General features: G+C 72.2%; 23 protein-coding genes. 8 read left to right on the forward strand and 15 right to left on the reverse strand.

The annotated features are described in order from the left end of the window. Window positions 1-239: 239 nt before the first annotated feature. Window positions 240-443, reverse strand: a complete 204-nt coding sequence (locus tag ACTOQ3_RS15550) for a zf-HC2 domain-containing protein (RefSeq protein WP_440084086.1) — start codon at window positions 441-443, stop codon at window positions 240-242. Further along, on the reverse strand, window positions 443-982 hold the full coding sequence (locus tag ACTOQ3_RS15555) for a sigma-70 family RNA polymerase sigma factor (protein ID WP_329090583.1): 540 nt from the start codon (window positions 980-982) through the stop codon (window positions 443-445). The genes ACTOQ3_RS15550 and ACTOQ3_RS15555 overlap by 1 nt, the downstream gene beginning before the upstream one ends. A gap of 306 nt (window positions 983-1,288) precedes the next feature. On the opposite strand from ACTOQ3_RS15555, the gene ACTOQ3_RS15560 reads away from it, so the two are divergent. The 5 genes from ACTOQ3_RS15560 to ACTOQ3_RS15580 all read left to right on the forward strand — a co-directional run bounded on the left by ACTOQ3_RS15560 (window position 1,289) and on the right by ACTOQ3_RS15580 (window position 7,414). Continuing rightward, window positions 1,289-1,957 (forward strand): DUF4142 domain-containing protein, encoded by a 669-nt coding sequence (locus tag ACTOQ3_RS15560; protein ID WP_440084087.1) that lies wholly within the window; start codon window positions 1,289-1,291, stop codon window positions 1,955-1,957. A 5-nt stretch (window positions 1,958-1,962) separates the two neighbouring features. After that, complete coding sequence (locus tag ACTOQ3_RS15565) at window positions 1,963-3,396, forward strand: DUF1996 domain-containing protein (RefSeq protein WP_440084208.1); 1,434 nt, start codon at window positions 1,963-1,965, stop codon at window positions 3,394-3,396. A 140-nt stretch (window positions 3,397-3,536) separates the two neighbouring features. After that, window positions 3,537-4,358 (forward strand): hypothetical protein, encoded by an 822-nt coding sequence (locus tag ACTOQ3_RS15570; RefSeq protein WP_440084088.1) that lies wholly within the window; start codon window positions 3,537-3,539, stop codon window positions 4,356-4,358. After that, on the forward strand, window positions 4,355-5,812 hold the full coding sequence (locus ACTOQ3_RS15575; RefSeq protein WP_440084089.1) for an NADH-ubiquinone oxidoreductase-F iron-sulfur binding region domain-containing protein: 1,458 nt from the start codon (window positions 4,355-4,357) through the stop codon (window positions 5,810-5,812). The genes ACTOQ3_RS15570 and ACTOQ3_RS15575 overlap by 4 nt, the downstream gene beginning before the upstream one ends. A 102-nt stretch (window positions 5,813-5,914) precedes the next feature. Then, the gene (locus tag ACTOQ3_RS15580) at window positions 5,915-7,414 is read left to right on the forward strand and encodes an FAD-binding oxidoreductase (protein ID WP_440084090.1); all 1,500 of its coding nucleotides are present in this window, start codon (window positions 5,915-5,917) and stop codon (window positions 7,412-7,414) included. A gap of 34 nt (window positions 7,415-7,448) precedes the next feature. Here the strand turns inward: ACTOQ3_RS15580 and ACTOQ3_RS15585 are convergent, their stop codons facing one another. From ACTOQ3_RS15585 to ACTOQ3_RS15605, 5 genes are all read right to left on the reverse strand, one after another. Next, window positions 7,449-9,428: an acetoacetate--CoA ligase gene (locus tag ACTOQ3_RS15585; RefSeq protein WP_440084091.1), complete on the reverse strand. Its 1,980-nt coding sequence runs from the start codon at window positions 9,426-9,428 to the stop codon at window positions 7,449-7,451. A 252-nt stretch (window positions 9,429-9,680) separates the two neighbouring features. Then, window positions 9,681-10,415, reverse strand: a complete 735-nt coding sequence (locus ACTOQ3_RS15590) for an HAD family hydrolase (RefSeq protein WP_440084209.1) — start codon at window positions 10,413-10,415, stop codon at window positions 9,681-9,683. Between the two features lie 220 nt (window positions 10,416-10,635). Continuing rightward, on the reverse strand, window positions 10,636-11,268 hold the full coding sequence (locus ACTOQ3_RS15595; RefSeq protein ID WP_440084092.1) for an HAD family hydrolase: 633 nt from the start codon (window positions 11,266-11,268) through the stop codon (window positions 10,636-10,638). 140 nt (window positions 11,269-11,408) lie between these two features. Then, window positions 11,409-11,915 carry a DUF6912 family protein gene (locus ACTOQ3_RS15600; protein WP_362837783.1) on the reverse strand — a complete coding sequence of 169 codons (507 nt, stop codon included), beginning with the start codon at window positions 11,913-11,915 and terminating at the stop codon, window positions 11,409-11,411. Between the two features lie 224 nt (window positions 11,916-12,139). Further along, the gene (locus ACTOQ3_RS15605; RefSeq protein ID WP_440084093.1) at window positions 12,140-12,784 is read right to left on the reverse strand and encodes an HAD family hydrolase; all 645 of its coding nucleotides are present in this window, start codon (window positions 12,782-12,784) and stop codon (window positions 12,140-12,142) included. Window positions 12,785-12,866: 82 nt separating this feature from the next. On the opposite strand from ACTOQ3_RS15605, the gene ACTOQ3_RS15610 reads away from it, so the two are divergent. Then, window positions 12,867-14,069, forward strand: a complete 1,203-nt coding sequence (locus tag ACTOQ3_RS15610; RefSeq protein WP_440084210.1) for an acyl-CoA dehydrogenase family protein — start codon at window positions 12,867-12,869, stop codon at window positions 14,067-14,069. A gap of 454 nt (window positions 14,070-14,523) precedes the next feature. On the opposite strand, the gene ACTOQ3_RS15615 is transcribed toward ACTOQ3_RS15610, so the two are convergent. After that, window positions 14,524-15,357 carry a hypothetical protein gene (locus ACTOQ3_RS15615; RefSeq protein WP_440084094.1) on the reverse strand — a complete coding sequence of 278 codons (834 nt, stop codon included), beginning with the start codon at window positions 15,355-15,357 and terminating at the stop codon, window positions 14,524-14,526. Window positions 15,358-15,489: 132 nt separating this feature from the next. Here ACTOQ3_RS15615 and ACTOQ3_RS15620 point away from each other — a divergent pair, with 132 nt between their 5' ends. Together ACTOQ3_RS15620 and ACTOQ3_RS15625 are read left to right on the forward strand one after the other, a co-directional pair. Then, on the forward strand, window positions 15,490-20,106 hold the full coding sequence (locus ACTOQ3_RS15620; protein WP_440084095.1) for an HAD-IC family P-type ATPase: 4,617 nt from the start codon (window positions 15,490-15,492) through the stop codon (window positions 20,104-20,106). 66 nt (window positions 20,107-20,172) lie between these two features. Beyond that, a complete protein-coding gene (locus tag ACTOQ3_RS15625; RefSeq protein ID WP_440067410.1) occupies window positions 20,173-20,298 on the forward strand; it encodes a hypothetical protein in 126 nt (41 codons plus the stop codon). 119 nt (window positions 20,299-20,417) lie between these two features. Here the strand turns inward: ACTOQ3_RS15625 and ACTOQ3_RS15630 are convergent, their stop codons facing one another. The 7 genes from ACTOQ3_RS15630 to ACTOQ3_RS15660 form a co-directional block, all read right to left on the reverse strand. Then, the gene (locus tag ACTOQ3_RS15630) at window positions 20,418-21,776 is read right to left on the reverse strand and encodes a glycoside hydrolase family 3 protein (RefSeq protein ID WP_440084096.1); all 1,359 of its coding nucleotides are present in this window, start codon (window positions 21,774-21,776) and stop codon (window positions 20,418-20,420) included. Window positions 21,777-21,920: 144 nt separating this feature from the next. Beyond that, window positions 21,921-23,612, reverse strand: a complete 1,692-nt coding sequence (ptsP, locus tag ACTOQ3_RS15635; RefSeq protein ID WP_440084097.1) for a phosphoenolpyruvate--protein phosphotransferase — start codon at window positions 23,610-23,612, stop codon at window positions 21,921-21,923. Beyond that, entirely contained in the window at window positions 23,609-23,866 is a 258-nt protein-coding gene (locus tag ACTOQ3_RS15640; RefSeq protein ID WP_362837571.1) for an HPr family phosphocarrier protein, read from the reverse strand. Before ACTOQ3_RS15640 ends, ptsP begins: the two co-directional genes overlap by 4 nt. A gap of 28 nt (window positions 23,867-23,894) precedes the next feature. Then, on the reverse strand, window positions 23,895-24,581 hold the full coding sequence (locus tag ACTOQ3_RS15645) for an HAD family hydrolase (RefSeq protein ID WP_440084098.1): 687 nt from the start codon (window positions 24,579-24,581) through the stop codon (window positions 23,895-23,897). A gap of 81 nt (window positions 24,582-24,662) precedes the next feature. Continuing rightward, on the reverse strand, window positions 24,663-25,118 hold the full coding sequence (locus ACTOQ3_RS15650) for a PTS sugar transporter subunit IIA (RefSeq protein WP_440084099.1): 456 nt from the start codon (window positions 25,116-25,118) through the stop codon (window positions 24,663-24,665). A 153-nt stretch (window positions 25,119-25,271) separates the two neighbouring features. Beyond that, entirely contained in the window at window positions 25,272-25,508 is a 237-nt protein-coding gene (locus ACTOQ3_RS15655) for a glucose PTS transporter subunit EIIB (protein WP_440084100.1), read from the reverse strand. Between the two features lie 64 nt (window positions 25,509-25,572). Continuing rightward, on the reverse strand, window positions 25,573-26,607 hold the full coding sequence (locus tag ACTOQ3_RS15660) for an SIS domain-containing protein (RefSeq protein ID WP_440084101.1): 1,035 nt from the start codon (window positions 26,605-26,607) through the stop codon (window positions 25,573-25,575). Between the last annotated feature and the right edge of the window lie 10 nt (window positions 26,608-26,617).

The raw sequence follows: 26,617 nt of genomic DNA on the forward strand, positions 1-26,617 counted from the left end.
TCTCCCTGCGAGGTGGCGGTAGGGCAATCATCCCACAGGGTCGCCTCGGAACGGCTACGGCGCCGCCGGGCGAGTCCGACCTCGCTCCGGGCGCCTCGCCCGGCGGGCGGGGCCGGTCGGCCCGCACTCCGCCCATCGGGCATGGCCCGTGGCACGACACCTCCAGTGGCCGCCTGTCCCGATCCTCGTTGACCGGGACACACCACCGCTTCTGATATCACCCCAAAACCGGCCAAACGTCAATGTGGCATCCGGTCGTCGTCCAAAGCATTGGAGCGGTCCCGTTTGACCCCATCGAGGAGTCCGGGAACCTCACTGAGTTCCCGGAGCTCGACCTGGCACTCCTCGCACGTCATGAGGTGACGTTGGAACACCTCGTGGTCCTCTTCGTCGAGAACCCCGAGCGCGTACGCCGCCACGTCATGATGCGGGGAGGAGACCATCAGCTCGCGACACCTCTCTCCTTCAGGACCTTTCGGAGAGCCCGGATCCCGTAGTAGAGCCGGGACTTGACCGTACCCGGCGGTATCCCGAGGATTTCCGCCGCTTCGTTAATCGTACGGTCCCGTAGGTAAGTCTGCTCGATGACTTCGCGGTGTTCTGGGGACAGTTCTCGCAACGCCTCGGCGACGATCATCGCCTCCAGCGCGCGATCGGCCCCGTCGGGAACGGGCACGGCGTTCGCGTCGGCGGGCTCGACCTCCTGTGGTCTAGTCCCTCGCCTGCGACGACCGTCGATGACGATACGCCGGGCGACGGTCAGGAGCCAGGCCCACAGAAGGCCGGGCTCTCGTTGCAACCTTCCTGCATTGCGCCAGGCTCGGACGAGCGTCTCCTGGACGACGTCCTCCGCCCATTGCAGATCGTTACCGGTGGCCTTACGCACATGGCGGAGCAGGGGTACACCGAACTCCCGATACAGATCTTCTACCAAGAGGACATCGGTGTCCGCGCTCTCGAACCGACTGTCGAGTTGACGCACGGGCACATCTTTACACCTTCGTTATGAGTCCCGTCTGCAACTCTGGCAACTCCAGTCATTTCTAACTATCTCATCACTTCTTCTGAACCACCCCGGGCGGCACCGCGTACCTCCCACCAAGTGCGCCCGCACCGGCGGGCCTCGGGGAAAGGAAACGACATGGCAGTGCGGCACATTCCGTGGCCGGTCGGAGCTGTCCTCCTCCTCACGCACCCGGCCCCCCACGGGCCGGGCGGCACGTTCGACACCACGCCGGGCGCCGAGAAGGCCCTGGTAGCGGCCAGTCTCTGAGAGCGGAACCGGGCCATGTTCAGATCACTGTTCCGCCGCTTCAAGAACGGCGAACCCCTGCTGTTCGGAGCCTTCATCGCGATCGCCGCCGTGGCGGTCGTCCTGATCACCCCACCCGGCGGCGGGGCGGCCGCGCAGGGCTGGGTCCAGACCCCGCAGGGGCCGCTGGGCGCGGCCGACCGCGACCTGCTGGTCAAGGTCCGGCTGGCCGGTCTCTGGGAGATTCCCAGCGGTCAGCAGGCCCAGCAGAAGGCCGCGAGCAAGCGGGTGAAGGAGGTCGGCATGCACCTGATGACCGACCACCTCAAGCTCGACGAGGAGGTTCGCGCCCTCGCGGCGAAGCTGAACGTGCCGCTGCCCGACCAGCCCAACGCCGACCAGCAGGGCTGGATGGCGCAGCTGGCGGCGGTGAAACCGGGCGCCGAGTACGACCTCCTGTTCGCCCAGCTGCTGCGGGCGGCCCACGGAAAGGTCTTCGGGGTGGTCGCCGGCGTACGATCCGGCACCCGAAACGACCTGGTCAGGACATTCGCCCAGCGGGCGGTCGAGGTGGTCATGAAGCACATGACCCTGCTGGAGAGCACGGGGCTGGTCGACTACTCGGACCTGCCCGAGCCTCCGATGCCCTCCCCGGCGCCGCCCGTCTCCGCTCTCGACACACCTGTGAGGAGAGAAAACGCTTGAAAATCATGAAACGCTCGCTCGTCTCCCTGTCGGCGCTGGCGCTGGCCGCCAGCACGCTCACCACCGTCACGTTCACCGTGGCGGTCACGGCCCCCGCCTACGGTGACCACTGCGACCCCGCCGAGCAGGGCCAGAACCAGCAGAACCAGCGCAGCCAGCAGGACCAGCCCGCACAGGACCAGAACAACCAGCAGGACCAGAACCAGGACCAGCAGAACCAGGACCAGGCGCCCCCCGCGCAGGACGCTCCCGCGCAGGACCAGACCCCTCAGGACCAGCCGGCCCAGGACCAGCCCGCGCAGGACCAGCCCGCCGACGCGCCCCTCGCGGGCGGAAGCCTCATCCAGACGTCTCCCACGGAGCCGCCCGCCCCCGAGGAGTCGGCCGACCAGCAGCAGGCCCCGGAGCAGGAGAACGCCGACGACGGCAACGCCCGTCGCAGGCCCACCCAGGCGCCCTCGCAGAGCCCCACCCAGGCACCGCCGACCGACGCCCCGCCGAACGACCCGCCCGCGGAGACGCCGGCTCCCAGTGAGACCCCCGCTCCCCCGCAGGACGACGAGGAGGCCGAGTGCGCCGACCTCGGGCCGTTCCCCGAGGACTTCATCGACATCCGGCAGGTCCCGCGGAACGTCCAGGAGATCCGGCCGCGGCGCAGCGGCTCCGCCGGCCTCTTCACCTCACGGTGCGGCACGAACAGGAACGGCCACCGCAACTCCGACAACTTCATCGTGGCCCCCGGCGTGACCAACGGCGCCCACCACGTCCACGACTACGTCGGCAACCTGTCGACCGACGGGTTCTCCACGGACCAGTCCCTGGCCGCCGCGGGCACCACGTGCGCGCTCAACGACCGCTCGACCTACTTCTGGCCGGTCCTTCGCGACCGTACGAGCGACGCCAACGCCGACGACCCGGACGGCAACGTCGGCACCATCATGCAGGCGCGCCAGGTGAGCCTGCAGTTCCGCGGGAACCCGGTCTCCAGGGTGAGCCCGATGCCGCGCTTCATCAGGATGATCACCGGTGACGCCAAGGCCGCCACCAACGGCGGCGCGAACGCCCTCGCCAAGTGGAGCTGCACCGGCTTCACCAACCGGATCACCACCAAGTACCCGCTCTGCCCGCGCGGCAGCCAGCTCGTCCGGATCCTGGACTTCCCCAGCTGCTGGGACGGCCAGAACACCGACAGCGCCAACCACCGCACGCACGTGCTGTTCCCCGACGCGAACGGCGCCTGCCCGTCCGGCACCAGGGCCGTCCCGCAGCTGCGGATGACCTTGGTCTACGCCACGCCGCGTACGCCGTCCTTCGCGCTGGACGCCTTCCCCGAGCAACGGCACAACCCCGTCACCGACCACGCCGACTTCGCCAACCTGATGCCCGACCGGCTCATGAGGTTCGCGGTCGACTGCATCAACAGGAACCGTCGCTGCTGACGGCTTCCCTTCGGGACCGCCGCCCCCCGTCTCCGCGCCTCTTCCACACCCCGCGGAGACGGGGGGCGGCATCTCGCGATATCAGAGTCCATCACCCTCGGACGCGGACGTCCGAGCCGCTTCGCAGACAGGAGCCATAGGTGGGTAACAGACGGACTCCGAGACACACCCGGTCGGAGGCCGGGATAAGTCTCGACCAGAGGCCCGCCAGGATCGGCCTCGGTGTCACGATCACGATCTCCGTGGTCGGCCTCCTCATGCTCGGGCGGACAGCGCCCGGCATGGAGGTGGCAGCCGCCGTCCGTGGCGTCTTCTCGTTCTTCTCGGGCGTGATCGCCCTCGTTTCGCTCACCGCGACCGTGGCACTCGGCCTGCTCTCCGCCGACCGGATCGTGCTGCCGGTCCTGGGCAGGATCCGGTCGCAGCTCGCCCACCGGGCCGCCGCCATGCTCGGCATGGGCTTCCTCTCCATCCACGTCATCATGAAGATCGTCGAAAGCAGGACCTCTCTCGCGTCCGTCGTGGTCCCGCTGGGCGCGAGCGGCCAGAGCCTGTACGTCGGCTTCGGCGCCATCGCCTCCGACCTGATGATCCTTGTCTTCCTCACCGGGGTCGCCCGGGCCAGGTTCGCGGAGAACCGCAGGCCGTGGCTCTGGCGCATGCTGCACGGCTCCGCCTACCTGGCGTGGCCGATGGCGGTCCTGCACGGGCTGACCGCGGGCCGCGCACCCGCGGAGTGGGTGACCTGGAGTTACGTGGTCTGCCTGGTCGCGGTGGGAGCCGCCCTGCTGATCAGGGTGATCTCCGAGCTGCAGCCCCAGCCGATCGTCGTGCGCGAGGAGGTGCCCGTGGAGGTGCCCGTCGCCGTGGAGCTGACCCCGCCCACGAGCATCGTCGGCCGCATCCCGCGCATCGTCCGTGAGGACCCGCCGGAGCTTCGTCGTATCGGAGATGTCGGATGATTCCCTACCGCGTTCCCCCCGTCCGCCAGTTAGGACCCGCCCGGCTGACCGCCGGGCTCGAGGACTGCCGCAGGATGGACCTCGCGGAACACCGCGACATGCACGGCACGGCGCCGGGCATGTCCGGCGAGGAGCTGGCCGCGCTCGCCGACGAGGTGGACATGCGCGGGCGGGGCGGGGCCGCGTTCCCCTTCGCCCGCAAGGTCCGCGCGGTGATGGACAAGAAGGCGGACAAGATCGTTCTGGTCAACGCGGCCGAGGGCGAGCCCGCGAGCAGCAAGGACACGATGCTGCTCACCAGGACCCCCCACCTCGTCATCGAGGGCGCGCTGCTCGCGGCGGGCGCGATCGGCGCCAAGCAGGTCGTGATCGCGACCGTCGAGGGCGGCATGGGCCAGGCGTCCGTGGCCGCCGCGGTGGAGGAGCGGGGCATCAGCGGCCAGGTCCGGGTGGTCGGCATCGTCGAGAGGTTCATCTCCGGTGAGGGCGGCGCGCTGGTCCGTTCGGTGAACGGCCAGGTCGGGGAGCCGCCGGGCCGCAAGGTCAGGGCCGTGGAGAGCGGCGTGAACGGGCTGCCCACCCTGCTGTCCAACGCCGAGACGTACGCCCAGCTCGCGGTCCTCGCGACCCTGGGCGCGGAGCGGTACGCCGACGTCGGCACGGCGCGCGAGCCGGGGACGGTCCTGCTCACGGTGGGAGGCTCCGCCAAGGCCCCGGCCGTGGTCGAGGTCGCGACCGGCACCCCGCTGTACGCCGTCCTGGACGCCTGCCAGGCCTCCACCGGCGACGGGGTGCTGGTCGGTGGCTACCACGGCGCGTGGCTGCACGCGGACGCGGCGGCCGTGGCGACCGTCTCCCGCCAGGGCATCGCGGAGGCGGGCGGCCAGCTCGGCGCCGGGATCATCGTGCCTCTCGGCGGGGAGACCTGCCCGCTGGGCGAGACGGTCAGGGTCGCGAAGTACCTGGCCGCCCAGTCGTCGGGGCAGTGCGGTCCCTGCCGTCTCGGACTCCCGGACGTCGCGCAGTCGATGGCCGAGCTCGTGAACGGGTCGGCCTCCGCCCTGGACGAGCTGCGGAGCAGGGCGGCGAGCGTCAAGGGCAGGGGCGCGTGCTTCCACCCCGACGGAACGTCCAGGTTCGTGCTGTCGGCGCTGGACGCCTTCCCCGAGGACATCGAGGAACACCTGCTGCGCGGCAGCTGCGGGCGCCCGGTGCTCGGCGTGCTCCCCCTGCCCCCGCAGGAGAACGAGCCCGAGGTGAAGCTCACCGTGGACTGGACCCGCTGCCAGGGCCACGGCCTGTGCGCCCAGCTCGCCCCCGACCTCGTCCACCTCGACGAGCACGGCTACCCGGTGTTCGGCCGCGACACCGTACCCGCCCAGTTCCGGCGGATGGCCCGCAGGGCCGTCGAGATGTGCCCGGCCCTCGCGCTGCGCGTGGCGCAGGGGGCATGAGCCGCTTCCATCACCTCAGGAGTGACGCGAATGTGACCAACCGGAAGGGCGGTGCGGTCGTCCTATCGGGAAGGGTGACACCGAACCTCGGGGAGTAACGACATGCGGACCCCTCCGGACAGGCGGGCATTCCTTCGGACCGGCGGCCTGGCCGCCCTCGCACTGGGCGCTCAGGGCATACCCGCCCTGGGCGCCGCCGGCACGACCGGCCGGGGCGCCGCGAGCGCGCCACGGCCCGCCGACTGGCGGGCCCTGGCCGGCGGGCTGGAGGGCAGGCTCGTCCGGCCGGGCGACGCCGCGTACGACGGCGCCAGGAAGCTGTTCAACCCCGCCTTCGACGCGGTCCGGCCCTCGGGGGTGGCCTACTGCGCCAACCCCTCCGACGTCGCCGAGTGCGTCGCCTTCGCGCGCCGGCTGAAGCTGCCGCTGGCCGTACGGTCCGGCGGCCACTCCTACGCGGGCTGGTCCACCGGGACCGGCCTGGTCCTGGACGTCTCCCGGATGAGCAAGGTGAGCCACGCCTCGGGGCGGGCGACCGTCGGGGCGGGCGCCAAGCTGATCGACGTCTACGACAGGCTGGCCACGAGCGGGGTCAGCATCCCCGCCGGGACCTGCGCCACGGTCGGGGTGAGCGGGCTGGCGCTGGGCGGCGGGATCGGCGTGGTCTCCAGGAAGTACGGCCTGACCTGCGACGTGATGGAGTCGGTCCAGATCGTCACGGCCGACGGGCGGCTGCTGACCTGCGACGCGAACCACAACGCCGACCTGTACTGGGCCTCGCGGGGCGGCGGCGGGGGCAACCTCGGCGTCGCGGTCTCCTTCGGGTTCCGCACCCACCCCACCCGCGAGGTCACGGTGTTCTTCCTGCACTGGCCGTGGTCGAGGGCGGTCAGGGCGCTGCGCGCCTGGCAGGCGTGGGGGCCCTCGGCTCCCGACGCCATGTGGTCGGGCATGCACCTGAGCCGCGACGGCGGGACGGACGTGGAGGTCGTCGGGCTCTACCTCGGCGGCAGGGCCGGTTGCGAGCGGCTGCTCGACCGGCTGGCCGACGCGGCCGGGTCGCCGTCGTCGAGCTCCGTCCGGCAGACCTCCTACCGCCAGGCCATGCTGACCATGGCGGGCTGCGGCTCGCTCTCGGTCACCCAGTGCCACCTGGGCGGCTCCCCGCCGGGGCAGACCCGGGGCGGGCGGTTGTCCAGGGACACCTTCAAGGCCAAGTCGCACATGGCCTACCGCCCGCTCTCCGAGGCCGGGGCCAGGGCCCTGGTCGCCCAGGTCGCCCGGCCCGGCGAGCACACCGTGCTGCTGGACGCCCTCGGCGGCGCCGTCGCCAGGGTCCGCCCCGACGCCACGGCCTTCCCGCACCGGGCCGCCCTCTACAGCGTGCAGTACTACGCCCACCGCTCCGGAGCGGCCGGCTGGGCCAGGACCGCGCACGCGGCGATGCGGCCCCACTTCGGCGACCACGCGTACGTCAACTACGTCGACCCGGAGCTCGGCGGCTGGCGCGCGGCCTACTACGGGGGCAACGCCACCAGGCTCGCCCAGATCAAGGCCGCCCGCGACCCCGGCCGCCTGTTCCGCCTCCCCCAGGGGATCTGACCCCGGCGGCCACGGGCCGCCGGGGCCGGAGAGGTCAGTGCCGCGTGACGTCGGCTCCCGGGGCGAAGTGGGAGAGGACCTCGGGGTTGGCCATGGCGTCGAGGTTGGCGGCCTTCTCCGGAGCGACCCCGAGGAGGATCTTGCGGACGGGGACCTCCAGCTTCTTGCCGCTGAGGGTGCGGGGGATGCCGGGGACCTCGATGATCTCGTTCGGCACGTGGCGCGGGGAGAGACCTTCCCGCAGCTCCCGGCGCAGGCGCGCGACGAGGTCGTCGTCCAGGGTCGCCCCCTCGGCCATGGTGACGTACAGCAGCAGGCGACCCTCCTGCCCGAGCTGGCCGGTGTCGATCACCAGGCTGTCGGTGATCTCCTCGAAGCGCTCCACCACGCGGTAGAACTCGCTGGTGCCCATCCGGACACCGCCCCGGTTCAGGGTCGAGTCGGAGCGGCCGTAGATCACGCAGCCGCCGTCGGGAAGGATCTTGATCCAGTCGCCGTGCCGCCAGACGCCGGGATACTCGGAGAAGTAGCTGTCCCGGTAGCGGGAGCCGTCGGGGTCGTTCCAGAACATCACCGGCATCGACGGCATCGGCAGGGTCAGCACCAGCTCGCCCACCTCGCCGACCACCGGCGCGCCCGACGGGTCGAAGGACTCGACCCTCGCGCCCAGGCAGCGGCACGGGATCACCCCCGCCCGGACCGGGAGCAGCGGTACGGCGCCCACGAAACCGGTGCACACGTCGGTGCCGCCGGAGAACGAGCCGAGCTGGACCTCCGGCAGCGCCTCGTGCACCCAGGCGAACCCCTCGGGCGGCAGCGGCGAGCCGGTGGACCCGAGCCCCCGCAGCCGGTCGAGGCCGGACGGCTCGAGGCCGGCCTTCATGGACGCGATCACGTACGAAGCCCCCGTGCCGAAGTAGGTGACCCCCTCCTCGGCGGCCAGCCGCCAGAGCGCGCCGGTCTCCGGGTAGGTCGCCGCCCCGTCGTGGAGCACCACCGTCGAGCCGACCAGCAGGCCGCCGACGAGGTAGTTCCACATCATCCAGCCGGTGGTGGTGTACCAGAAGAAGACGTCGTCCTCGCCCAGGTCCTGGTGGAAGGAGAGCGCCTTGAGGTGCTCCAGCACCACGCCGCCGTGACCGTGCACGATCGGCTTGGGCAGCCCGGTGGTGCCCGAGGAGTAGACGATCCAGAGCGGGTGCCCGAACGGTACCGGTTCGAAGGCGAGCGGTCCCGCGACGGCGCGCACCTCCGCCCAGCTCACCGTACGGACTCCGTCCCCGGTCACGGCCGCGTCCCGAGGCTCCGGGGCGTCCGCCGCGCCGGGCGCGGCCTGGGCCGGGATGCGGACCCGCGCCACCAGGGTCGGCAGCTTGGCGGCGATGTCCTGGACGACCTCGCTGCGGTCGAAGCGCCTGCCGTTGTAGCCGTAGCCGTCGACCGCGACGAGCACCTTCGGCTCGATCTGGGTGAAACGGTCGATCACGCTGGGCGCGCCGAAGTCGGGCGAGCAGGAGGACCAGATGGCCCCCAGGGACGCGGTCGCCAGGAAGGCGATCAGCGCCTCGGGGACGTTCGGCACGTAGGCCGCGACCCGGTCACCCCGCCCGACGCCCAGCGCGGCCAGCCCGGTGCGGACCCGCGCCACCTCCTCGGCCAGCTCTCCCAGGGTGAGCGTCCCGCGCCCGCCCGTCTCGTCGCGGGAGACCACCGCGATCCGCCCGGGGTCGGCGGCGGCCCGGCGCAGCGCGTTGGCCGCGTAGTTCAGCATCGACCCGGCGAACCACTCGGTGCCGGGCATCTCCCCCGACATGACGGGCCCGTCACCGCGCTCTCCCACCACCTCGAAGTAGTCCCAGATCGACGTCCAGAACTCCTCCGGGGCGTCGACCGACCACTGCCACAGGGACTCGTAGTCACCGGCCCGGCCCAGCCACTCCGCGTAACGGGTGACCTTGGCGTTCCTCACGATCTCCGGGGACGGCTCCCAGAGCGGCGCACCTTCCTCAACCATGGCCCCATCCTCTCGGCGCCCCACCCGAATGTCATCCCCCGTGGCCACACACCCTCCGGCCGCCCCGTGTGGGACGGCCACGTACGCGCTCCTCGCCGGGAACCGGCGGCGGTCGGCCACGGACATGAAAACCTGCCGGACATGTGGGACCGGTCAGCGGCGACGAGCCCGGCTCGCCCCGATCCACCTCGCGCGATTCACCTCGTACGGCTCATCTCGTACGGCTCATCCTGTACGGCCGGGGGCCGGGGGTCAGCGGCCTGCCGGGGAACGGCCGGCGCGCCGGGCAGGGGAGGTGAGGCCGGCGACGGCGGCGACGACCTCGGAGGGGTTGGAGAGGTCGGGCAGGACCACGTCGGCTCCCGCCTCGTGCAGCTCGGCCGGGAGGGAGCGTCCCGAGGCGACCCCGATGATCGCGGCTCCGGCGATCCTGGCGGCCTGGACGTCCCTGGCCGAGTCGCCGATCAGCACGGTGTTGTGCCCGTCGAAGACCGCTCCGTACTTCCGCTTGGCGCGGCCCTGCGCGACCTGCAGGAGGGTGGCCTTGGGGTAGACCTCCTCGCCGTAGCCGCCGATCTCGAAGTCGACGTGCTTGTCGAGGCTGAACGCGGTCAGCTTGTGCACCGCGTTGCTCTTGATCGTGCCGGTGAGCACCGACTGGACCACGCCGTCGAGCCTCGCCACGGCCTTCAGCGCGTCGCGGGCACCGGGCATCATCCGGCCGTCCTTGGCCAGGCGTTTGCGCCGCGCCCCGAAGGCCCCGGCCAGCGCGTCGAGGAACCGGGGAAGGTGGTCGTCCCCGGCGACGATCCCGTTGATGGCGAGCATCTCGAAGACGATCTCCGAATCGGGGCGCCCGTTGGCCTGGGTCAGTTTGACCAGCGGCCTTCCGGTGACAGCGCGGAAGGCCTCCGCGTATGCCTCGCGAGTGACGATCGACACGTCGACCAGCGTGAGGTCGATGTTCCAGAGGACGAGGCGATTGATCGGGGGCCTCCCGGAATGGGTGCGGATGCCCAGGGTAAGGCCCTGAGCGCACGGCGACCGCCTTCGATACCGAAAGGATCCGTTTGCCGGTTCTCACGAGGTCGCGTGGCGGGCCGTTCCCGCGAGATCGCGTGACGGGCCGTTCCCGTGGAGTCGCGTGACGGGCCGTGCTCACGGAGTCGTGTGGCGGGCCGTTCCCGCGAGGTCGCGTGACGGGCCGTCAGGCGTGGTCGAGCGCGTTCTCCAGGGTGTCGACGACGGGGACTCCGCAGGCCAGCAGATCGGCCCGGCTGGTCATGCCACCGGTGTAGAGGACCGCGCGCGCCCCGACGTGCTGGGCGGCGTGCGCGTCGTCCAGGCTGTCGCCGATCACCAGGACGTCGGCCGGGTCGACGCCGAGCGCGGCGAGGTGGGCCACCATCGACTCGGCCTTGTGCCCGCCGGAGGCGCTGCGCAGGCCGTCGATCCGGGTGAAGTGGTGGTCGATGCCGAATTCCGCGATCTTGGGAACCAGCCGCTCGTGCGCCCACATGGACAGCAGCGACTGCCTGCCTCCCGCGCGCTCCCAGCTCTGCAGGGTGGAGAGGGCGTCGGCGGCCAGCCCGCACTCCAGCATCAGCCGGTGGTAGCTCTCGTGGAAACCGAGGTCGAGTCTCTCCCACTCGCCGTCCTCGAGGGCACGGCCGAGCATGCGCTCGTAGGCGGCCCAGATCGGGCGCGTGTAGACCGCGCGGAAGCGGTCGGCGTCATAGGAACCCAGCCCGTACGGCTCGAACACCGCGTTCGTCGCACCAACGACGGCGTCGATGTCGTGAAACAGCGTGCCGTTCCAATCCCAAACAATGTGTCTCATATTGCCGTCCAGAATAGCGAAGATCCCCGCCGGAACGGCGCCGCGACAGGGGAATCGGCCCGCGCGGGGCCCTCACGGCACACGGATCCCGCCCCAGGCCCAGGGGGTACGGGCGCCGGACTCGGGACGCGGCGCGGAGGTCAGCCGACCAGGTCGGGAATCTCCTGGGTGGCGTACCACAGAAGCTCGTTGGCCTCGGCGCCGTCCACGGTGAAGCGGGCGTCGTCGTCGCCGCCGTCGGCCGCGGGCAGCGCGGCGAGAGCGGCCTCGACGTCCTTCACCGCCGACGGGTCGTCCACGTGGACCGCGGCGATCAGCCCCAGCGGGACCGCCGCGGCGAGCCGCACCCGGGCGCGCTCCTCCAGGTCGGCGCTCGCGCTCACGTCACCCTCCGGTACGTCGACGGCGACGACCACCCGCCGCGCGGCGACCTCCACCCCGTCGGCGCGGTCCGCGGCCAGCATCCGCAGGGAGTCCCTGGCGGCCTCGGTCAGGGCGACGTACTCCAGTTCCTCGGTGTCACCCGAGACGTACCACTCGATCAACGCGGGGGTCACCGCGTAGCCGGTCAGCGGGGCCGGGCCGAGCTCCCCCACGGTGGCCACGCGGGCCAGCGCCGGGAGCGTACACGGCAGGTAGACGCGCATCCATGCCTCGATCTGTCTCTCCGACATCGGCGCCGCTCCGGCGCCGATTCACGCATCGAGTGTGCCAGTACCCGCGACCCCCGGTGGTACCGCCCGCGCGGAGCGACACGATCCGGGGGTCCGGCCGCGCTCCCCACCGGGCGGCACCCGGCGGGGAGCGGAGAGACGAGCGGCATCCTGTGGATGGAGCGGGGAAGCGGGGAGACGGGCGGACGGGCCGGGGGTCAGCGAAGCGTGACCTGGAACAGGGTCTCCAGTTCGGTGATGGTCAGCTCGGGGTCGCGGTGGTGCACGCCGACGATGCCGAGCCGCCGGGCGGCCTCGATGTTTGCCTCGATGTCGTCGACGAACACGCACTCCTCCCCGGCCAGGCCGAGCCTGCCGAGCGCGTGCTCGAAGATCCTCGGCTCGGGCTTGCGCATGCCGATCTCTCCCGAGATGACGACCTCGTCGAAGAAGTCCTCCCAGCCGTCGCGGGGATACTCGTTCGCCCAGGAGTTGGAGAGCAGGCAGGTGCGCAGCCCCGCGGCACGTGCCTCACGGAGCATCTCGTACATCGGCTCGACCCGGTGGAAGCGGGAGAACATCCTGGCCAGCAGCCCCTCGGCGACCGGCGGCACGCCGTCCGTCGTGATCAGCCTGGCCGCCAGGTCGCGTTCGAAGTCCAGGGCGGATATCTCTCCGCGCTCCAGGGCGTGGATCGTGTTCTCGCCGTTCTCCGAGTTCTCGTACGCGTGCACGATGAGCTCGCGCATCACCTTCCGGTAGTGGGCCTCGTCGAGACTCTCGGCGACGATCCACTCGGCGGTCGCCTCGGCAAGATCGACGGTGAGCACGCCACCCCAGTCGATCAGCACGCCCTTCAGCATCTGTCCTCCTTGATGGAACGGGTTCCAGGTTAGGTGCGGACCGATGGACGACCGAAGAAGGGGTGGTGCCAAACTGGCCGCCATGGACTTCGCGCTCAGCGACACGGCGCAGGAATACCTCGCCAATCTGACCGATTTCATGGCTACCCACATCTATCCGGCGGAGCCGGTCTACCACGCGTGGCGCCGGACCAGAGGGCACGACGACCACGAGCTGCCACCGGTGGTGGAGGAGCTCAAGTCCGAGGCACGCTCACGCGGCCTTTGGAACCTGTTCCTGCCCGCCGAGTCGGGCATGTCGGTGCTCGACTACGCCAGCCTGGCCGAGGTCACCGGCCGCTCCATCGACCTCGCCCCCGAGGCACTGAACTGCGCGGCCCCCGACACCGGGAACATGGAGGTCCTGCACATGTTCGGCTCGCCCGAGCAGCGGGACCGGTGGCTCAAGCCCCTGCTCTCCGGCGAGATCCGTTCGGCGTTCGCGATGACCGAGCCCGCGGTGGCCTCCAGCGACGCCACCAACATCGCCACCTCCATCGGGCGCGACGGCTCCGAGTACGTCGTCAACGGCCGCAAGTGGTTCATCACCGGGGTGGCCGACCCGCGCTGCGAGATCATGATCGTGATGGGCAAGACCGACCCCGAAGGACCCCCGCACCGCCAGCAGTCGATGATCCTGGTCCCGATGGACACCCCGGGCGTCGAGGTCGTGCGCCACCTGCCGCTCTTCGGCTACCAGGAGCAGCACGGCCATTCGGAAATCGTCTTCACCGACGTCCGGGTGCCCGCGGCGAACCTCATCGCGGAGGAGGGGGACGGCTTCCGCATCGCCCAGGCCCGGCTCGGCCCCGGCCGCATCCACCATTGCATGCGCGCCATCGGGATGGCCGAGCGCGCTCTGGAGTTGATGTGCGCCCGCGCCGCCAACCGGGTGGCCTTCGGCCAGACGCTGGCGCAGCAGGGTGTGGTGCAGCAGCAGATCGCCGAATCGCGGCTCGCCATCGAGCAGGCCAGGCTGCTCACCCTGAAGGCCGCCTGGATGATCGACACGGTCGGCGCGAAGGCGGCCGCCTCGGAGATATCCGCCATCAAGGTGGTCGCCCCGAGGATGGCGTGCGACGTCATCGACCGCGCCATCCAGGTTCACGGCGGCATGGGACTGTCCGACGACGTCCCGCTCGCGACGATGTACGCGCAGGCCCGCGCGATGCGCATATTCGACGGCCCGGACGAGGTCCACATCCGCGCCGTGGCCCGCCGCGAGCTCAAGCCGTACCTCTCCTAAAACATCCCCAAACGGACAGCGAGCGGTCCGGGCTGCCGGAGATTCATCCCCTAACATCCGATTCAACGGCCGTTACGCGTTTCGCGGCCACGATACGAGGAAGATTACGAGAATGGCACTCGGGCCATATAACCGCACGTAGAAGGCATGATCGACCTCCTGCGGGCTCCATTTGCACCTTCCCTCGGTTCCCATGAGGAGGGATCATGGCAGTAGCTCAGACGAGCCGGTCACGCGCCCGTACGGCGCAGAGACCGACCACACCCGCAACGTCCACCACGCATGCCCAGGCAAGCAGGCAACAGGACGGCAACTCACTAACGCTCAAACTTCCGATGCTGACCGTGCAGCTGCGGCCGCCGCATGTTCACATGCCGCACGTCAGCAGGCAGGAGGCGGGACAGGCCGTTGACGCGGCCAAGTCGTTCCTTCCTCCGGCCGAGCGCATCGCCTACTACGGAGGGCTCGGCGCGCTCGCGGTGGCGGGGTTGCTCGAATGGCCGGTAGCGGCGGCCATCGGGGTCGGGACGTTGATCGCGCAGCGTGCGCGCGGGAAGAACGGGTCGTCGAGCCCGGTCTCCAGACCCGCGAGCTCCGCTTCCGGGTCTTCGACGGCCACCTCCGCGTCTCGGAAGACGGGTTCGACGTCCAGGTCCCGGGCGGGAGGCACCACCTCCCGGACCACACCCGCGTCCCGTACGGCGGCGTCCGCGTCACGCACCGCCTCCAAGGCCGCGAGCACCGTGTCCCGGGCCGCGGGCACCGCCGCGTCACGCACCGCGGGTGCCGCGACCCGCGCGGCCGACACCGCGTCACGCACCGTGGGCGCCGCGACCCGCGCGGCGGGCACCGCCGCCTCCCGGGCGACCGGCGCCACACCACGCACCAAGAGCTCCACGTCCCGGACGACCGGCACGACGTCCCGGGCGAAGAGCCCCACCTCACGGACCCGGAGCACCACCTCCCGCACGGGAGGCACCACCTCACGGGCCACGAGACCCGCATCACGCACCGCAGGTGCCGCGTCACGCACCGTGGGCGCCGCGACCCGCGCGGCGGGCACCGCCGCCTCCCGGGCGACCGGCGCCACACCACGCACCAAGAGCTCCACGTCCCGGACGACCGGCACGACGTCCCGGGCGAAGAGCCCCACCTCACGGACCCGGAGCACCACCTCCCGCACGGGAGGCACCACCTCACGGACCACGAAGCCCGCGTCCCGGACCGCGAGGCCCGCGTCCCGGGCCACGACGTCCGCGTCACGATCTTCGGCGTCCACGTCCCGCACCGCGGGCTCCGCCTCCCGGACGAGGAATTCGGCTCGCGGGAGATCGTCCAAGTAATCGCAGCGACGGGGCCGATCAGGCCGCGCGTAACCACGGCCTGATCGGCCCCGTCATCTTGCCTGCCGGAGATCTGAATGTTCGTGCCCCGTCTGCTGTCCGTGCCCGCGGAAACCCTCTGGAACGTCGTGCCCGGTGCGATCAAGGTCGTGCCCGCCGCGGTCATGAACGCCCTGCCGCATTCGCGCGGCAAACGGGTCTGTCCCGGAGGGCTCCATGTCGATCTGCGCGTGATCGGCTCGCCCGGCAGCGAGCCGAAGGCCCGGCGGCTGGAGAACGCCCTGCTGAAGCTCGAGGGGATCGAGCGGGCGGAGGTCAACGGGATACTCGGCTCCGTCTTCGTGGGATGTGACCCCGGGGCGATCGATCTGGAGAAGCTGCTGGCGATCGTCGACGCGCTCGACGGCGAGGGCCCGGGGGACGACGATGACGACGATCTGACCGACGGCTACGACGACCTGGACGAGGACGTAGAGGACGCGGACGCCGAGGACGAGGACGCCGAGTCCGGCGAGGCCTCGTCTCCGGAGCCGGGGTCCCTCATCTCCATGCTGGTGCAGCACCACACCGCCAGGCTGGTGGAACGGCAGACCCGTGCCGGCATCCGGCTCGGCGCGAGCCTGGTCGGGGCGGGCATGGCCTTCGCCGGGCACGCGGTGCGCGCACCGTCGGTCCCGGCGATCTTTCCCGCCCTGCTGGGCCTGGCCGAGTCCACCCCGAGAGTCCGCCACGAGATGGAACGCCACCTCGGCGGCCCGGCCACCGTCACCCTGTTCACGACGGCGAACATCATCACCCACACGCTGGCGCTGCGCCGGGTGGGGATGCTCGTCCAGTCGGCCACCGCCGCCGGCCGCTACATCGAGGCGCGCGACACGCGGCGGGCCTGGGAGGCCCGCCAGCACGAACTGGCGTCGCGGAAGGGCTCCTACCGCCACATCCGCGCGGCCGGGAAACCACGTCCCGCGCCCATGGCCCACAGCCCCGTGGACCGGTTGGAGCGCGTCGCGAGTCCGGTGGCGGCCGGCGCGTCCGGGCTGACGTACCTTCTCAGCGACGGCCACGCGCGTGCCGTGGCCATGCTCACCGCGACGACGCCCAGGGCCGCGAAACTGGGCCGCGAGTTCTTCGCCGCCGCGATCGGGCGGGCCATGGCGAGACGCGGCGCGATCGTTCTCGACGATCGCGCCCTGCGCCACATGGACGGCGTCGACACGGTCGTCCTCGACGCCGACGTGCTCGGCACCGGTTCGTGGGAGATCGACCGCATCGTTCCCCTCGGCGACGCGGACTCCGCGAACGGCGAGGGCCTCGACGGGCTGCGCGCGCGGATCCTCACCCTGATCGACGTCGACGACCCCGGCGCGCGCCGGGAACGCGACACGTGGAAGGCCGAGCCCCTCGCGGGCCCGGCCGGGCTCATCACGGAGGACGCCGAGGATTGGGAGGCCCGGGGGATACGGGCCGTCCGCGTGACGAGGAAGGGCGTTCCGGCCGCCCTGGTCGGCCTGGCGCCGCGCGTCGACCCGCTGGCCGACGCGATCGTCGCCGCGGCCAGGGGCGCGTGCGCCGTGGCGCTCGCGGGGGGCGACGCGGAACTCGGCCTGCGGCTCGGCATCGACGAGATCGTGCCGGGCGGTTCCCGGCTGGCCCGGTCGATCCGCACGCTCCAGGCTGACGGCCACGGGGTCGCCGTGGTGTCGGCGCGCCGGATGGCCGCGCTGGCCCAGGCCGACCTGGGCATAGGCGTGCTGCGCGGCTCGGGCCGGGTGCCCTGGGACGCGGACGTGATCGCCGAGCTCGAGGAGGTCCACCTGCTCCTGAGCTGCCTGGGACCGGCGAGGAAGACGAGCGAGCGCTGCGTGTGGCTCACCGCCGCGGGAACCGCCGCCGGAGGCGTGTTGACGACCCTCGGCCCGGCGGAGGGGTCACAGCACAAGGCGCAGCTCGCGAGCAGCTGCACGTCGTTGGCCACCCTCGTCACGGGCGGGTGGGCGGGCTGGCAGGCCGGGCGAGAGGCCCCGCCGACCCGGGTCGACCGGACCCCCTGGCACGCGATGCCCGCCAAGGAGGTCCTGGCCCTGCTGGGCTCGTCGGCCGGCGGGATCAGCGAGGCCGAGGCCGCGCGGCGCAGGTCCGCCACGGGATCGGGAGAGCCGTCGGGCCCCGATTCGCTGCTCCGCGTGTCCGTCGAGGAACTGGCCAACCCGCTGACCCCCGTCCTGGCGGCCGGGGCGGGCCTGTCGGCCCTGGTCGGCTCGGTGTCGGACTCGGTGATGATAGGCACGGTCGTCCTCGCCAACGCGCTCATCGGAGGGGGCCAGCGATACAGCGCCGACCGGGCGCTGCACCGCCTGACCGAGGCGGTGGCGGTTCCCGTGCGGCTGCGCCGCCCCCGGGAGAAGGCGGGCGCGAAGGAGAAGGCGGGCGCGGCTCACTCTCCCGGGCGTGGCTCTCAGGAGAAGGCGGGCTCCCGCCCTCACGAGCAGGCGAACGCGACCGTCGAGGACCTCGTACCCGGCGATGTGGTCGAGCTGCGCGCGGGCGACACCGTGCCGGCCGACTGCCGCGTGCTCAAGGCCGTGGGCCTGGAGATCGACGAGGCCGCCCTCACCGGCGAGTCGCAGCTCGTCACCAAGTCACCGGAGCCCGTCAACGCGCCCGCCATCGCCGACCGGACCTCGATGGTCTACGAGGGGACGACGGTGGCGGCCGGCAGCGGGCTGGCCGTGGTGGTCGCGGCGGGCGAGGCGACCGAGACGGCCAGGACCGCCAGGCTCACCGCGGAGCGGCCTCCGGTCACGGGCGTGCGGCTGCGGTTGCGGGAGCTGAGCCGGCGGGTCCTCCCGGTCGCGGTCGGGTCCGGCGTCGTCCTGCTCGCCGCCGACCTGCTGCGCGGCAGTTCGGTGCCGCAGGCGCTCGCGCCGGCGGTGAGCCTCGCCGTCGCCGCCGTACCCGAGGGGCTGCCGTTCGTCGCCTCGGTCGCGGAGCTCGCCTCCGCGCGGCGGCTGTCGACCCGCAACACCCTGGTGCCCAACCCCTCCACGATCGAGGCACTCGGCCGGGTCAACGTCCTGTGCTTCGACAAGACGGGAACCCTCACCGAGGGGCGCATCAGCCTGCGGTGCGTCTCGGACGTGCAGGACGAGCGCACCGTGGAGGACCTGACGCCCGAACTGCGGCACATCGTGACCGCCGGGATGCGCGCGTGCCCCCGGCACGACGAGGGGCGCCCCGTCCCGCATCCCACCGACCGCGCCGTGCTGAAGGGGGCCGAGCGGCTGGGAGTGACCGAGAAGGGGACCGGAAGCTGGGAACGGGTCGACGAGCTTCCCTTCGAACCGGGACGCGGCTACCACGCCGTGCTCGGCAAGGGCGACTCGGGCCCGTTGCTGAGCGTCAAGGGCGCCCCCGAGATCGTGGTCACCCGTTGCACGTCCATCCTCCGTGACGGCCAGGTGGTCCCTCTCACGAACCACCTCGTGGCGGAGATCGAGAAGGAGCTCGACCAGCTCGCCCGGCAGGGCTACCGGGTGCTCGCGGTCGCGGAGCGCTCCGCCTCCGACCGCCGCGACCTCGACGAGTCCCGCATCCAGGACCTGTGCTTCCTCGGGTTCCTCGGCCTGGCCGACCCCGTGCGGCCCACGGCCGCGGAGAGCGTCGGCCGCCTCACGCGGGCGGGCGTGCGCATCGTCATGATCACCGGCGACCATCCGAGCACGGCGGAGGCGATCGGCGCCGAGCTGAACGTGCTGAACGGCGGGCGGATCATGACGGGGCCCGAGCTGGACGAGATGGACGACGACAACCTGGTGAAGGCGTTGCCGGACGTGACGGTCTTCGCCAGGACCACCCCTGCGCACAAGGCGCGGATCGTCGACTGCCTGCGCCGGACCGGCAAGGTCGTCGCGGTCACCGGCGACGGCGCCAACGACGCCCCCGCGATCCGGGTCGCGGACGTGGGGATCGCCCTCGGGTCCCGCGCCACCCCTGCGGCGCGGGCGGCGGCCGACATCGTCGTGACCGACGACCGCATCGAGACGATCGTCGACGCGATCATCGAGGGCAGGGCGATGTGGGGCTCGGTCCGCGACGCCCTCAGCATCCTGCTCGGCGGCAACATCGGTGAGATCGTCTTCGCGGTCGGATCCAGCCTGATCAGCGGCGGGAACGTGCTGAACGCCCGGCAGCTGCTGCTGGTCAACCTGCTCACCGACATGCTGCCCGCGATGGCGGTGGCCTCCCGGCCGCCGGCGGCCACCAGCCCGGAGAAGCTGCTGGACGAGGGCCCGGAGGCCTCGCTGGGCGCCTCCCTGACCCGGGACATCTACCTGCGCGCCGCCACCACGGCGAGCGCGGCGGGCCTGGCCTGGGCGATCGGCCGGGTGACCGGTACGCGCGGGCGGGCGGACTCCATGGGGCTGGTCGCGCTCGTGGCGTCGCAGTTGCTGCAGACCCTGGCCCTGGGCAGCCGGGATCGCCTGGTGGTGCTGGCCTCGCTCCTGTCCCTGGCCGTCCTGGGCATGGCCGTCTCGGTTCCGGGGCTCTGCCGGTTCTTCGGCTGTCACTTCCTGGGGCCCGTGGGGTGGACCGTCGCCCTCGGGAGCGCCGCCACCACGACGGTCGCGGGGGTGGCCTTCCAGGCGTCGACGCGGGGAACGTCACCGAATGTTCACCGAACAGCAACCTCATGACTGGTGACTTAGACTGCTTCAGTATGAATTATCAGCTTAAGTCCCTTTTCTCCCTGTGAGGTTGCTATGTCCGGATTCATCTCCACCGTGCTCGCCAAGGCCGCCGTCATGCTGATCGAGGCCCTGCTCACGCGCATCGTCCAGTCGCTCGTCGTCTCGCTGGCCAGGACCGGCAACCTCCAGTTCGCCTGATCCGGCCTCGCGGCAGGGCCCCTGGATCCTCCTTCAGCGGGCCCGTGAGGACTTCAGCGGACCCGCGAGGTGACTTCAGCGGGCCCGTGAGGTGACTTCAGCGGGCCCGTGAGGTGACTTCAGCGGGCCCGTGAGGTGATGAGCCGGGCGACCTTGAGGTGCTCGGCCGAGCGCAGCACCCGCTCGGCTTCGGCCGGGTCGGCGACCGGCGCCCTGTCCAGCAGGCCGCGGGCGGCCTTCAGCGTCAGCAGGCGCCGGACGGACTGGTCGAGTCGCGCCTTGGAGATCTTCCCGGACGCCACGGCGGCCAGCAGCGCCCGGTGGGCCTCGCGGTAGTCCGGCGGCATGAGCAGCAGGTCCACCCCTGCCTGGATCGCCCGTACCGCGACCTCCCCGTCCCCGTACTTCTTGCGCACCCCCGCCATGTCCAGCGCGTCGGTCGAGACGACCCCGTCGAAGCCGAGTTTCTCCCGGAGCAGCCCGGTCAGGATCGGCTTGGAGAGAGTGGCCGGGTCACCTGAGGGGTCGAGCTTCGGCATCACCACGTGCGCGCTCATGATCGCGTCGACGTCCTTGCCGATGGCGGCGGCGAACGGCGGGGCGTCCAGCCTGTTCCACTGGGAGCGGGAGTGCCTGATCACCGGCAGGCCGGTGTGGCTGTCGACGCCGGTGTCGCCGTGGCCGGGAAAGTGCTTGGCCGTGGCCCCGATCCCCGCGTCGTGGAAACCCTGGACGGCGGCGGCGACCATCGGCGCGACCTTCTTCGGGTCCGAGCCGTACGCGCGCGGGCCGATCACCGGGTTGCGCGGGTTGAGGTTGACGTCGGCGACGGGCGCGAAGTCGAGGTTGACGCCCAGGGCGCGCAGTTCGGTGCCCGTCACCTCGGCGGCCCGGCGGGCCAGCGAGAGGTCGCGGGTCGAGCCGATGACCGACGCCCCGGGGAGGGGGGTGACCAGCGGGGCGAGGCGGGAGACCTTGCCGTTCTCCTGGTCGGTGCCGATCAGCAGCGGGATCTCGGGGGACGCCTTCTGCAGGCCGTTGGTGAGCGCCACGACCTGCCGGACGCTCTTGACGTTGCCCGCCCAGGGAAAGAGGATCACCCCGCCGGGGCGGTATCGGGCGATCATCTTCGCCGGGGTGTCCACGCCGAACCGCGCCTGGTTCTCCCCCGACGCCGTGTCGGCCGACGGGCCGTACAGCACGGGCATGAACAGCTGGCCGACCTTCTCCTCCACGCTCATCGAGGCGAGCACGCCCTCCACCCCCGCCACCTCCGCCGTCGCGGAGGCCGCGGCGGGAACGGACGACTCGGAGGATCCGGAGGACCCCGGGGTGACGGCCGTGGTGGCGCCGGGTGCCGCCGCGTCGGCGCTCGCGGAGGTCTCGCCCGCCCGCGTCGCACCGGACGCGGGCGGAGCGGTCCTGCCCGCCTCCGCGCATCCGGCCACCATCGTCGCGATCACCGCGATACCCGTCACACGTCTCCACCCAGCCATGCCGCTTACGCTATCCGGGCCCGCGCCCCGGCGCCCGCCCATCCACCCGGTCACCATCGGCCACACGCCTCCCACCAACCGGTGCTTTCCGGCCCGTACGTCACTCATGAAGGAAGTCCGCCCACGTCACAGGGCCAGGCCGGCCAGGCCGGGCAGGTGCGAGCGCGCCTCGGCACGCGCCTCCTCCGGGGAGGCGGCGGCCCGCGCGGCCGCGGCGGCGAGATGGCACTGCTGCCGCGTGTGGCGCGACAGCGCGGCCCGCACGGCGGGCAGCGCCGGGGCGGACATCGACAGCGAGGTGACCCCGAGCCCGACGAGCACGCAGGCCAGGGCAGGGTCGGCCGCGGCCTCACCGCAGGCCCCGCACTGCCTGCCGCGCTCGGCGGCGCCCGCCGCGGCCAGGGCGACCAGGTCGAGCAGGGCGGGTTGCCAGGCGTCCTGGAGCCCGGTCAGCGCGCCCAGCTGCCGGTCGGCGGCGAGGGCGTACTGGGCCAGGTCGTTGGTGCCGATGGAGAGGAAGCCCGCCCGTACGGCCAGGTCGGAGGCGCGCAGGGCCGCCGACGGTATCTCGATCATCACTCCCGACGACGGCAGCCCGGCCGCGTCGCAGGCGTCGGCGAACCAGGCGGCCTCCTCGGCGGTGGCCACCATCGGCGCCATCACCTGAAGCCTCGCCGACGAGCGCGCGGCCGCCGCGGCCAGGGCGGCGAGCTGGGTGCCCATGATCTCCGGATGCGTCCTGAACAGCCGCACCCCCCGCTCCCCCAGCGCGGGATTGGGCTCGTACGCTCCCGGCGGCAGGAAGGCGAGGGGCTTGTCGGCTCCCGCGTCGAGGGTCCGCACGATCACCCTTCCGCCGGGGAAGGCGTCCAGCACCTCCAGGTAGGCGGCCTCCTGCTCCGCCGCGGAGGGCGCCTCCGCCCGGTCGAGGAAGAGGAACTCGGTCCGGTAGAGCCCGATCCCCTCGGCCCCGTGCTCCAGCGCGGCGGCCACGTCGCGAGGCCCGCCGATGTTGGCGAGCAGCGGCACGGCGTACCCGTCGGCGGTCGTCCCCGGCCCCGTGGCGGAGGCCAGCACGGCCTCCCGCGCGGCGGCGGCGTTGCGCGCCCCGAGGACCTCGTCGCCGGAGGGCGCGGGCCGCACGAGACCGGAGGCCCCGTCGACCAGCACCGGCGTCCCCGGCGCGATCGAGGTCGCCCCCGGGCAGGCCACCACGGCCGGCACCCCCATGGCACGGGCGAGGATCGCAGTGTGGCTGGTCGGGCCGCCCTGCTCGGTGACGAAGGCCGCCACCACCTCCGGAGACAGCAGCGCCGTGTCGGCGGGCGCCAGGTCGCGAGCGACGAGGACGTACGGCTGCCCGGTGTCCGTGGGAACGCCGGGCACGGGCCGGCCCTCGATCACCGCGACGGCGCGGTCCCTGACGTCGTCCAGGTCGGCGACGCGCTCGCCGAGGTATCCCCCTGCGGCGGCGAGCAGGTCGCGGTAGTGGCCGAACGCCTCGTAGACCGCGCGGGCCGCGGCGGTGCCCGCCTCGACCAGCGTGGCCACCCCGTCCGCCAGGCCGGGGTCGCGGGCCATCATGGCCTGCGCCTCCAGGATCTCCCCGGCCTGGCCACCGGCGAGGACCCCCCGCGCCTCCAGGTCGGCGGCGACCCGCTCCAGCGCCCGCCCGGCCACGGCCAGCTCCGCGGCCGCGTCCCCGGCGCCCCCGCCGTGCCGGGAGTCCGGGGCCGGGACGTTCGCCTCGTACGCGAGCACGTAGGCGGGACCGACCCCGACCCCGGGGCTCACCCCCACCCCGGTGAGGGTGCTCACGGCGCCGACGCGATGCCGGCCAGCTGGTCGAGAAGCTCGTCGGCTCCCTCGCCCTCCGCTCTGATCATCACCGTGTCGCCCTCCCTGACGTCGAGCGCGAGGACCGCCAGGATGCTCTTGGCGTTCACCGGCTCGCCGGACCCCTTGGCGACGGTGACGTCCAGAGACGACTTCGCCGCCGTCTGGACGAACGTCGCGGCGGGCCTGGCGTGCAGGCCGACCTCCGCCTTGACGGTGACTTGGCGCTCGGCCACGTGTTCCTCCCAGAAGTTCGCCCGCGGTCTAGACCGCGAGATCATTGATGTTCGACGGGGGCCAGTCGACCCCCGTCAGGTCCGCGACCACGAGATCGGCCTCGGCCAGCTCAGTGCCCGGGTGCGTGGTCGCTATGCCCACGCACGCCATACCGGCCGCCTTGGCCGCCGCGATCCCGGCGATCGAGTCCTCGAACGCCACACAGTGTGCCGGATCGACCGACAGGCGTGCGGCGGCGAGGAGGAACCCCTCGGGGTCGGGCTTGCCCACGGCCACGTCGTGGGCGGACACGATCGTCTCCAGCAGGTCGCGGATGCCGACCTGCGTCAGCCGCTCCTCCGCCCAGTCACGGCCGGCGGAGGTGACGACCGCGATCGGCGAACCGTGCGCCGAGACCCTGCGGACCAGCTCGGCGGCGCCGGGCACCGGCACGATGTCCGGCAGGCCGGGATGGTCCTGGAAGGAGAAGACCTCCTCGATCAGGTCGTCGATCCGCTTGCCGGGGAAGAGGTGGGCGCTCTCCGTCAGGACGTCGCGCCCGCGCCGCCCCATGAACCCGCGCAGCACGACCTCGTCGTGGACCACTCCGTGGCTGTCGAGCAGCATCGACCACATGGCCATGCTCCGTCGTTCGCTGTTGATCAGCGTCCCGTCGAGATCGAAGAGCGCCGCCCTCACCGGCGGTCTCGCCGTCGTCCCCATCCTCGTCACCACTCCCGGCTCCGTTTTCGTCCGCACGGACGCCGCCCGCGTCCGCGTTCCACGTTCCTCGCCCTTTCCCCGTCCCGCGAGTCCTCAGGCGGGATCGCTCCACTCGAAAAGCTCGTCACCGGCGCCGACGGGCCCCGTGGCGAGGCCGGTGACGGAGTTCGCGGCGGCGTCCAGCGCCACGACCGGGCAGATCGGGTAGCGTCCGCCCGCCTCGATCCCGGCCGGGTCCCACGCCACCACCGGCTGCCCGGCGCTCACCCGGTCGCCCTCGGCGGCGAGCGGCTCGAAGCCCTCCCCCCTGAGCTCGACCGTGTCGATGCCCAGGTGGACGAGGACCCCCCGGCCGTCGTCGCCGACGACCACGAACGCGTGCGGGTGCAGCTTGACGATGGTGCCCGCGATGGGGGAGAGCACCCGGCCGGGCGCCCTGTCCGGCTCGATCGCCATGCCGGGCCCGACCAGCCCCTCGGAGAAGACCGGGTCGGGCACCGAGCCGAGCCTCACGGCCACCCCCGCGACCGGTGCCAGAACTGTGGTCACCGCACCCCCCTCGGCATGCCGCCGCCCGCGAGGACGGCCCGTCCGCGCCCCCGGCCGCCCACGAGTGTCGTCCGGGGCACGCCCCGCCCGCGAGAGCGCCTTGTCAGCCCCTGCCGGCTCCCGCCGGCCCTGCTCAGCCGATGCCGGCTCCGCTCAGCCCATGATGTCCTCGATGTCGCTGGCGATCGTGTCGGCCTCGGGACCCACCACCACCTGGACGACGTTGCCCGCCGCCATCACACCGTGCGCGCCGGCCGCCCGCAGGGCCGCCTGGTCGACCTTGGAGGCGTCGCGCACCTCGGTGCGGAGCCGGGTGATGCACGGTTCGATCTCGATGATGTTGTTCGCACCACCGAGTCCAGCGATGATCGCGTCGGCGTCGGCCGCCATGTCGCCCTCCAGATGTGATCACCCTGTTCCCAAGGCTATGACCAGGCTAAAGGACATATCGCGATCAGTCGGTCTGGGTCACCTTGTTGAGACCGCGGGGGGCGTCGGGGTCGATCCCCAGCCTGCGCGCGAGCGCCTCGGTGAGCAGCTGACCGGGGACGATGAGGCCCAGCGGGGCGACCCACTCGGGAAGGTCGGGGCCGTTCAGCGCGGCGGTGGAGACCGAGGAGAGCGCGGTACCGCCGCCGACCGTGTAGGCCGAGGCGCCCGCACCGGTCACCCGCTCGGCGAGCGCCACGGTGCCGGCCAGGGTCGGGCCCTCCCCCGCCGCGACCAGGATGGCCGGGGTGTCCTCGTCCACCACGGCGATCGGGCCGTGCAGCAGGTCGGCGTACGACAGGCCCATGGCGTGCAGGTAGCACGCCTCCTTGAGCTTGAGCGCCAGCTCCAGCGCGGTGGAGAAGGCGAGCCCCCTGCCGGAGACCACGACGCCCGGCTTGTCGGCCAGGCCCTCGACGATCGCCTCCAGGTCACCCGGGTCGCCGACCAGCTTCTCGACCGCGTCCGGCACCCGCTGCAGGTCGGCGGCGTCGACGTCCGCGCCGAGACCGAGGGCGAGCACGGCGAGCGCGGCGAGCTGGGTGGTGTAGGTCTTGGTGGCCGGGACGGCCTTCTCCTCGCCCGCCACCGTGCACAGGGCGAGGTCGGCGGCCTGGGCCAGGGGGCTCTGCTCGCCGCCGTTGGTGATGGCCACGGTCCTGGCGCCGCAGTCCTTCGCCCAGGCGAGGGTCTCGACGATCTCCTCGGTCCTGCCCGACTGGGAGAGGGCGACGGCCAGCACGCCGTCGAGGTCCAGCCTGCGCCGGTAGGTCGTGGCGATCGAGGGAGCGGCGAGAGTGGAGAGCCTGCCCGTGTGGGCCTCGGCCAGATAGCGACCGTAGACTGCGGCGTTGTCGGAGGTGCCGCGGGCGATGAACAGCAGCTGGCGGGTCTGCCCCGCGAGCCGCTCCACCTCCCCGATCCGGGGAAGGAGGGCGTCGAGTGTGGCTCGCAGCGCGGCGGGCTGCTCGGCGATCTCGCTGCGCATCTTGGTCGTCATCTCGCGCTCA

Origin of the sequence: Streptosporangium sp. LJ11, from assembly GCF_051918945.1 — a bacterium.
Taxonomy (GTDB): domain Bacteria; phylum Actinomycetota; class Actinomycetes; order Streptosporangiales; family Streptosporangiaceae; genus Streptosporangium.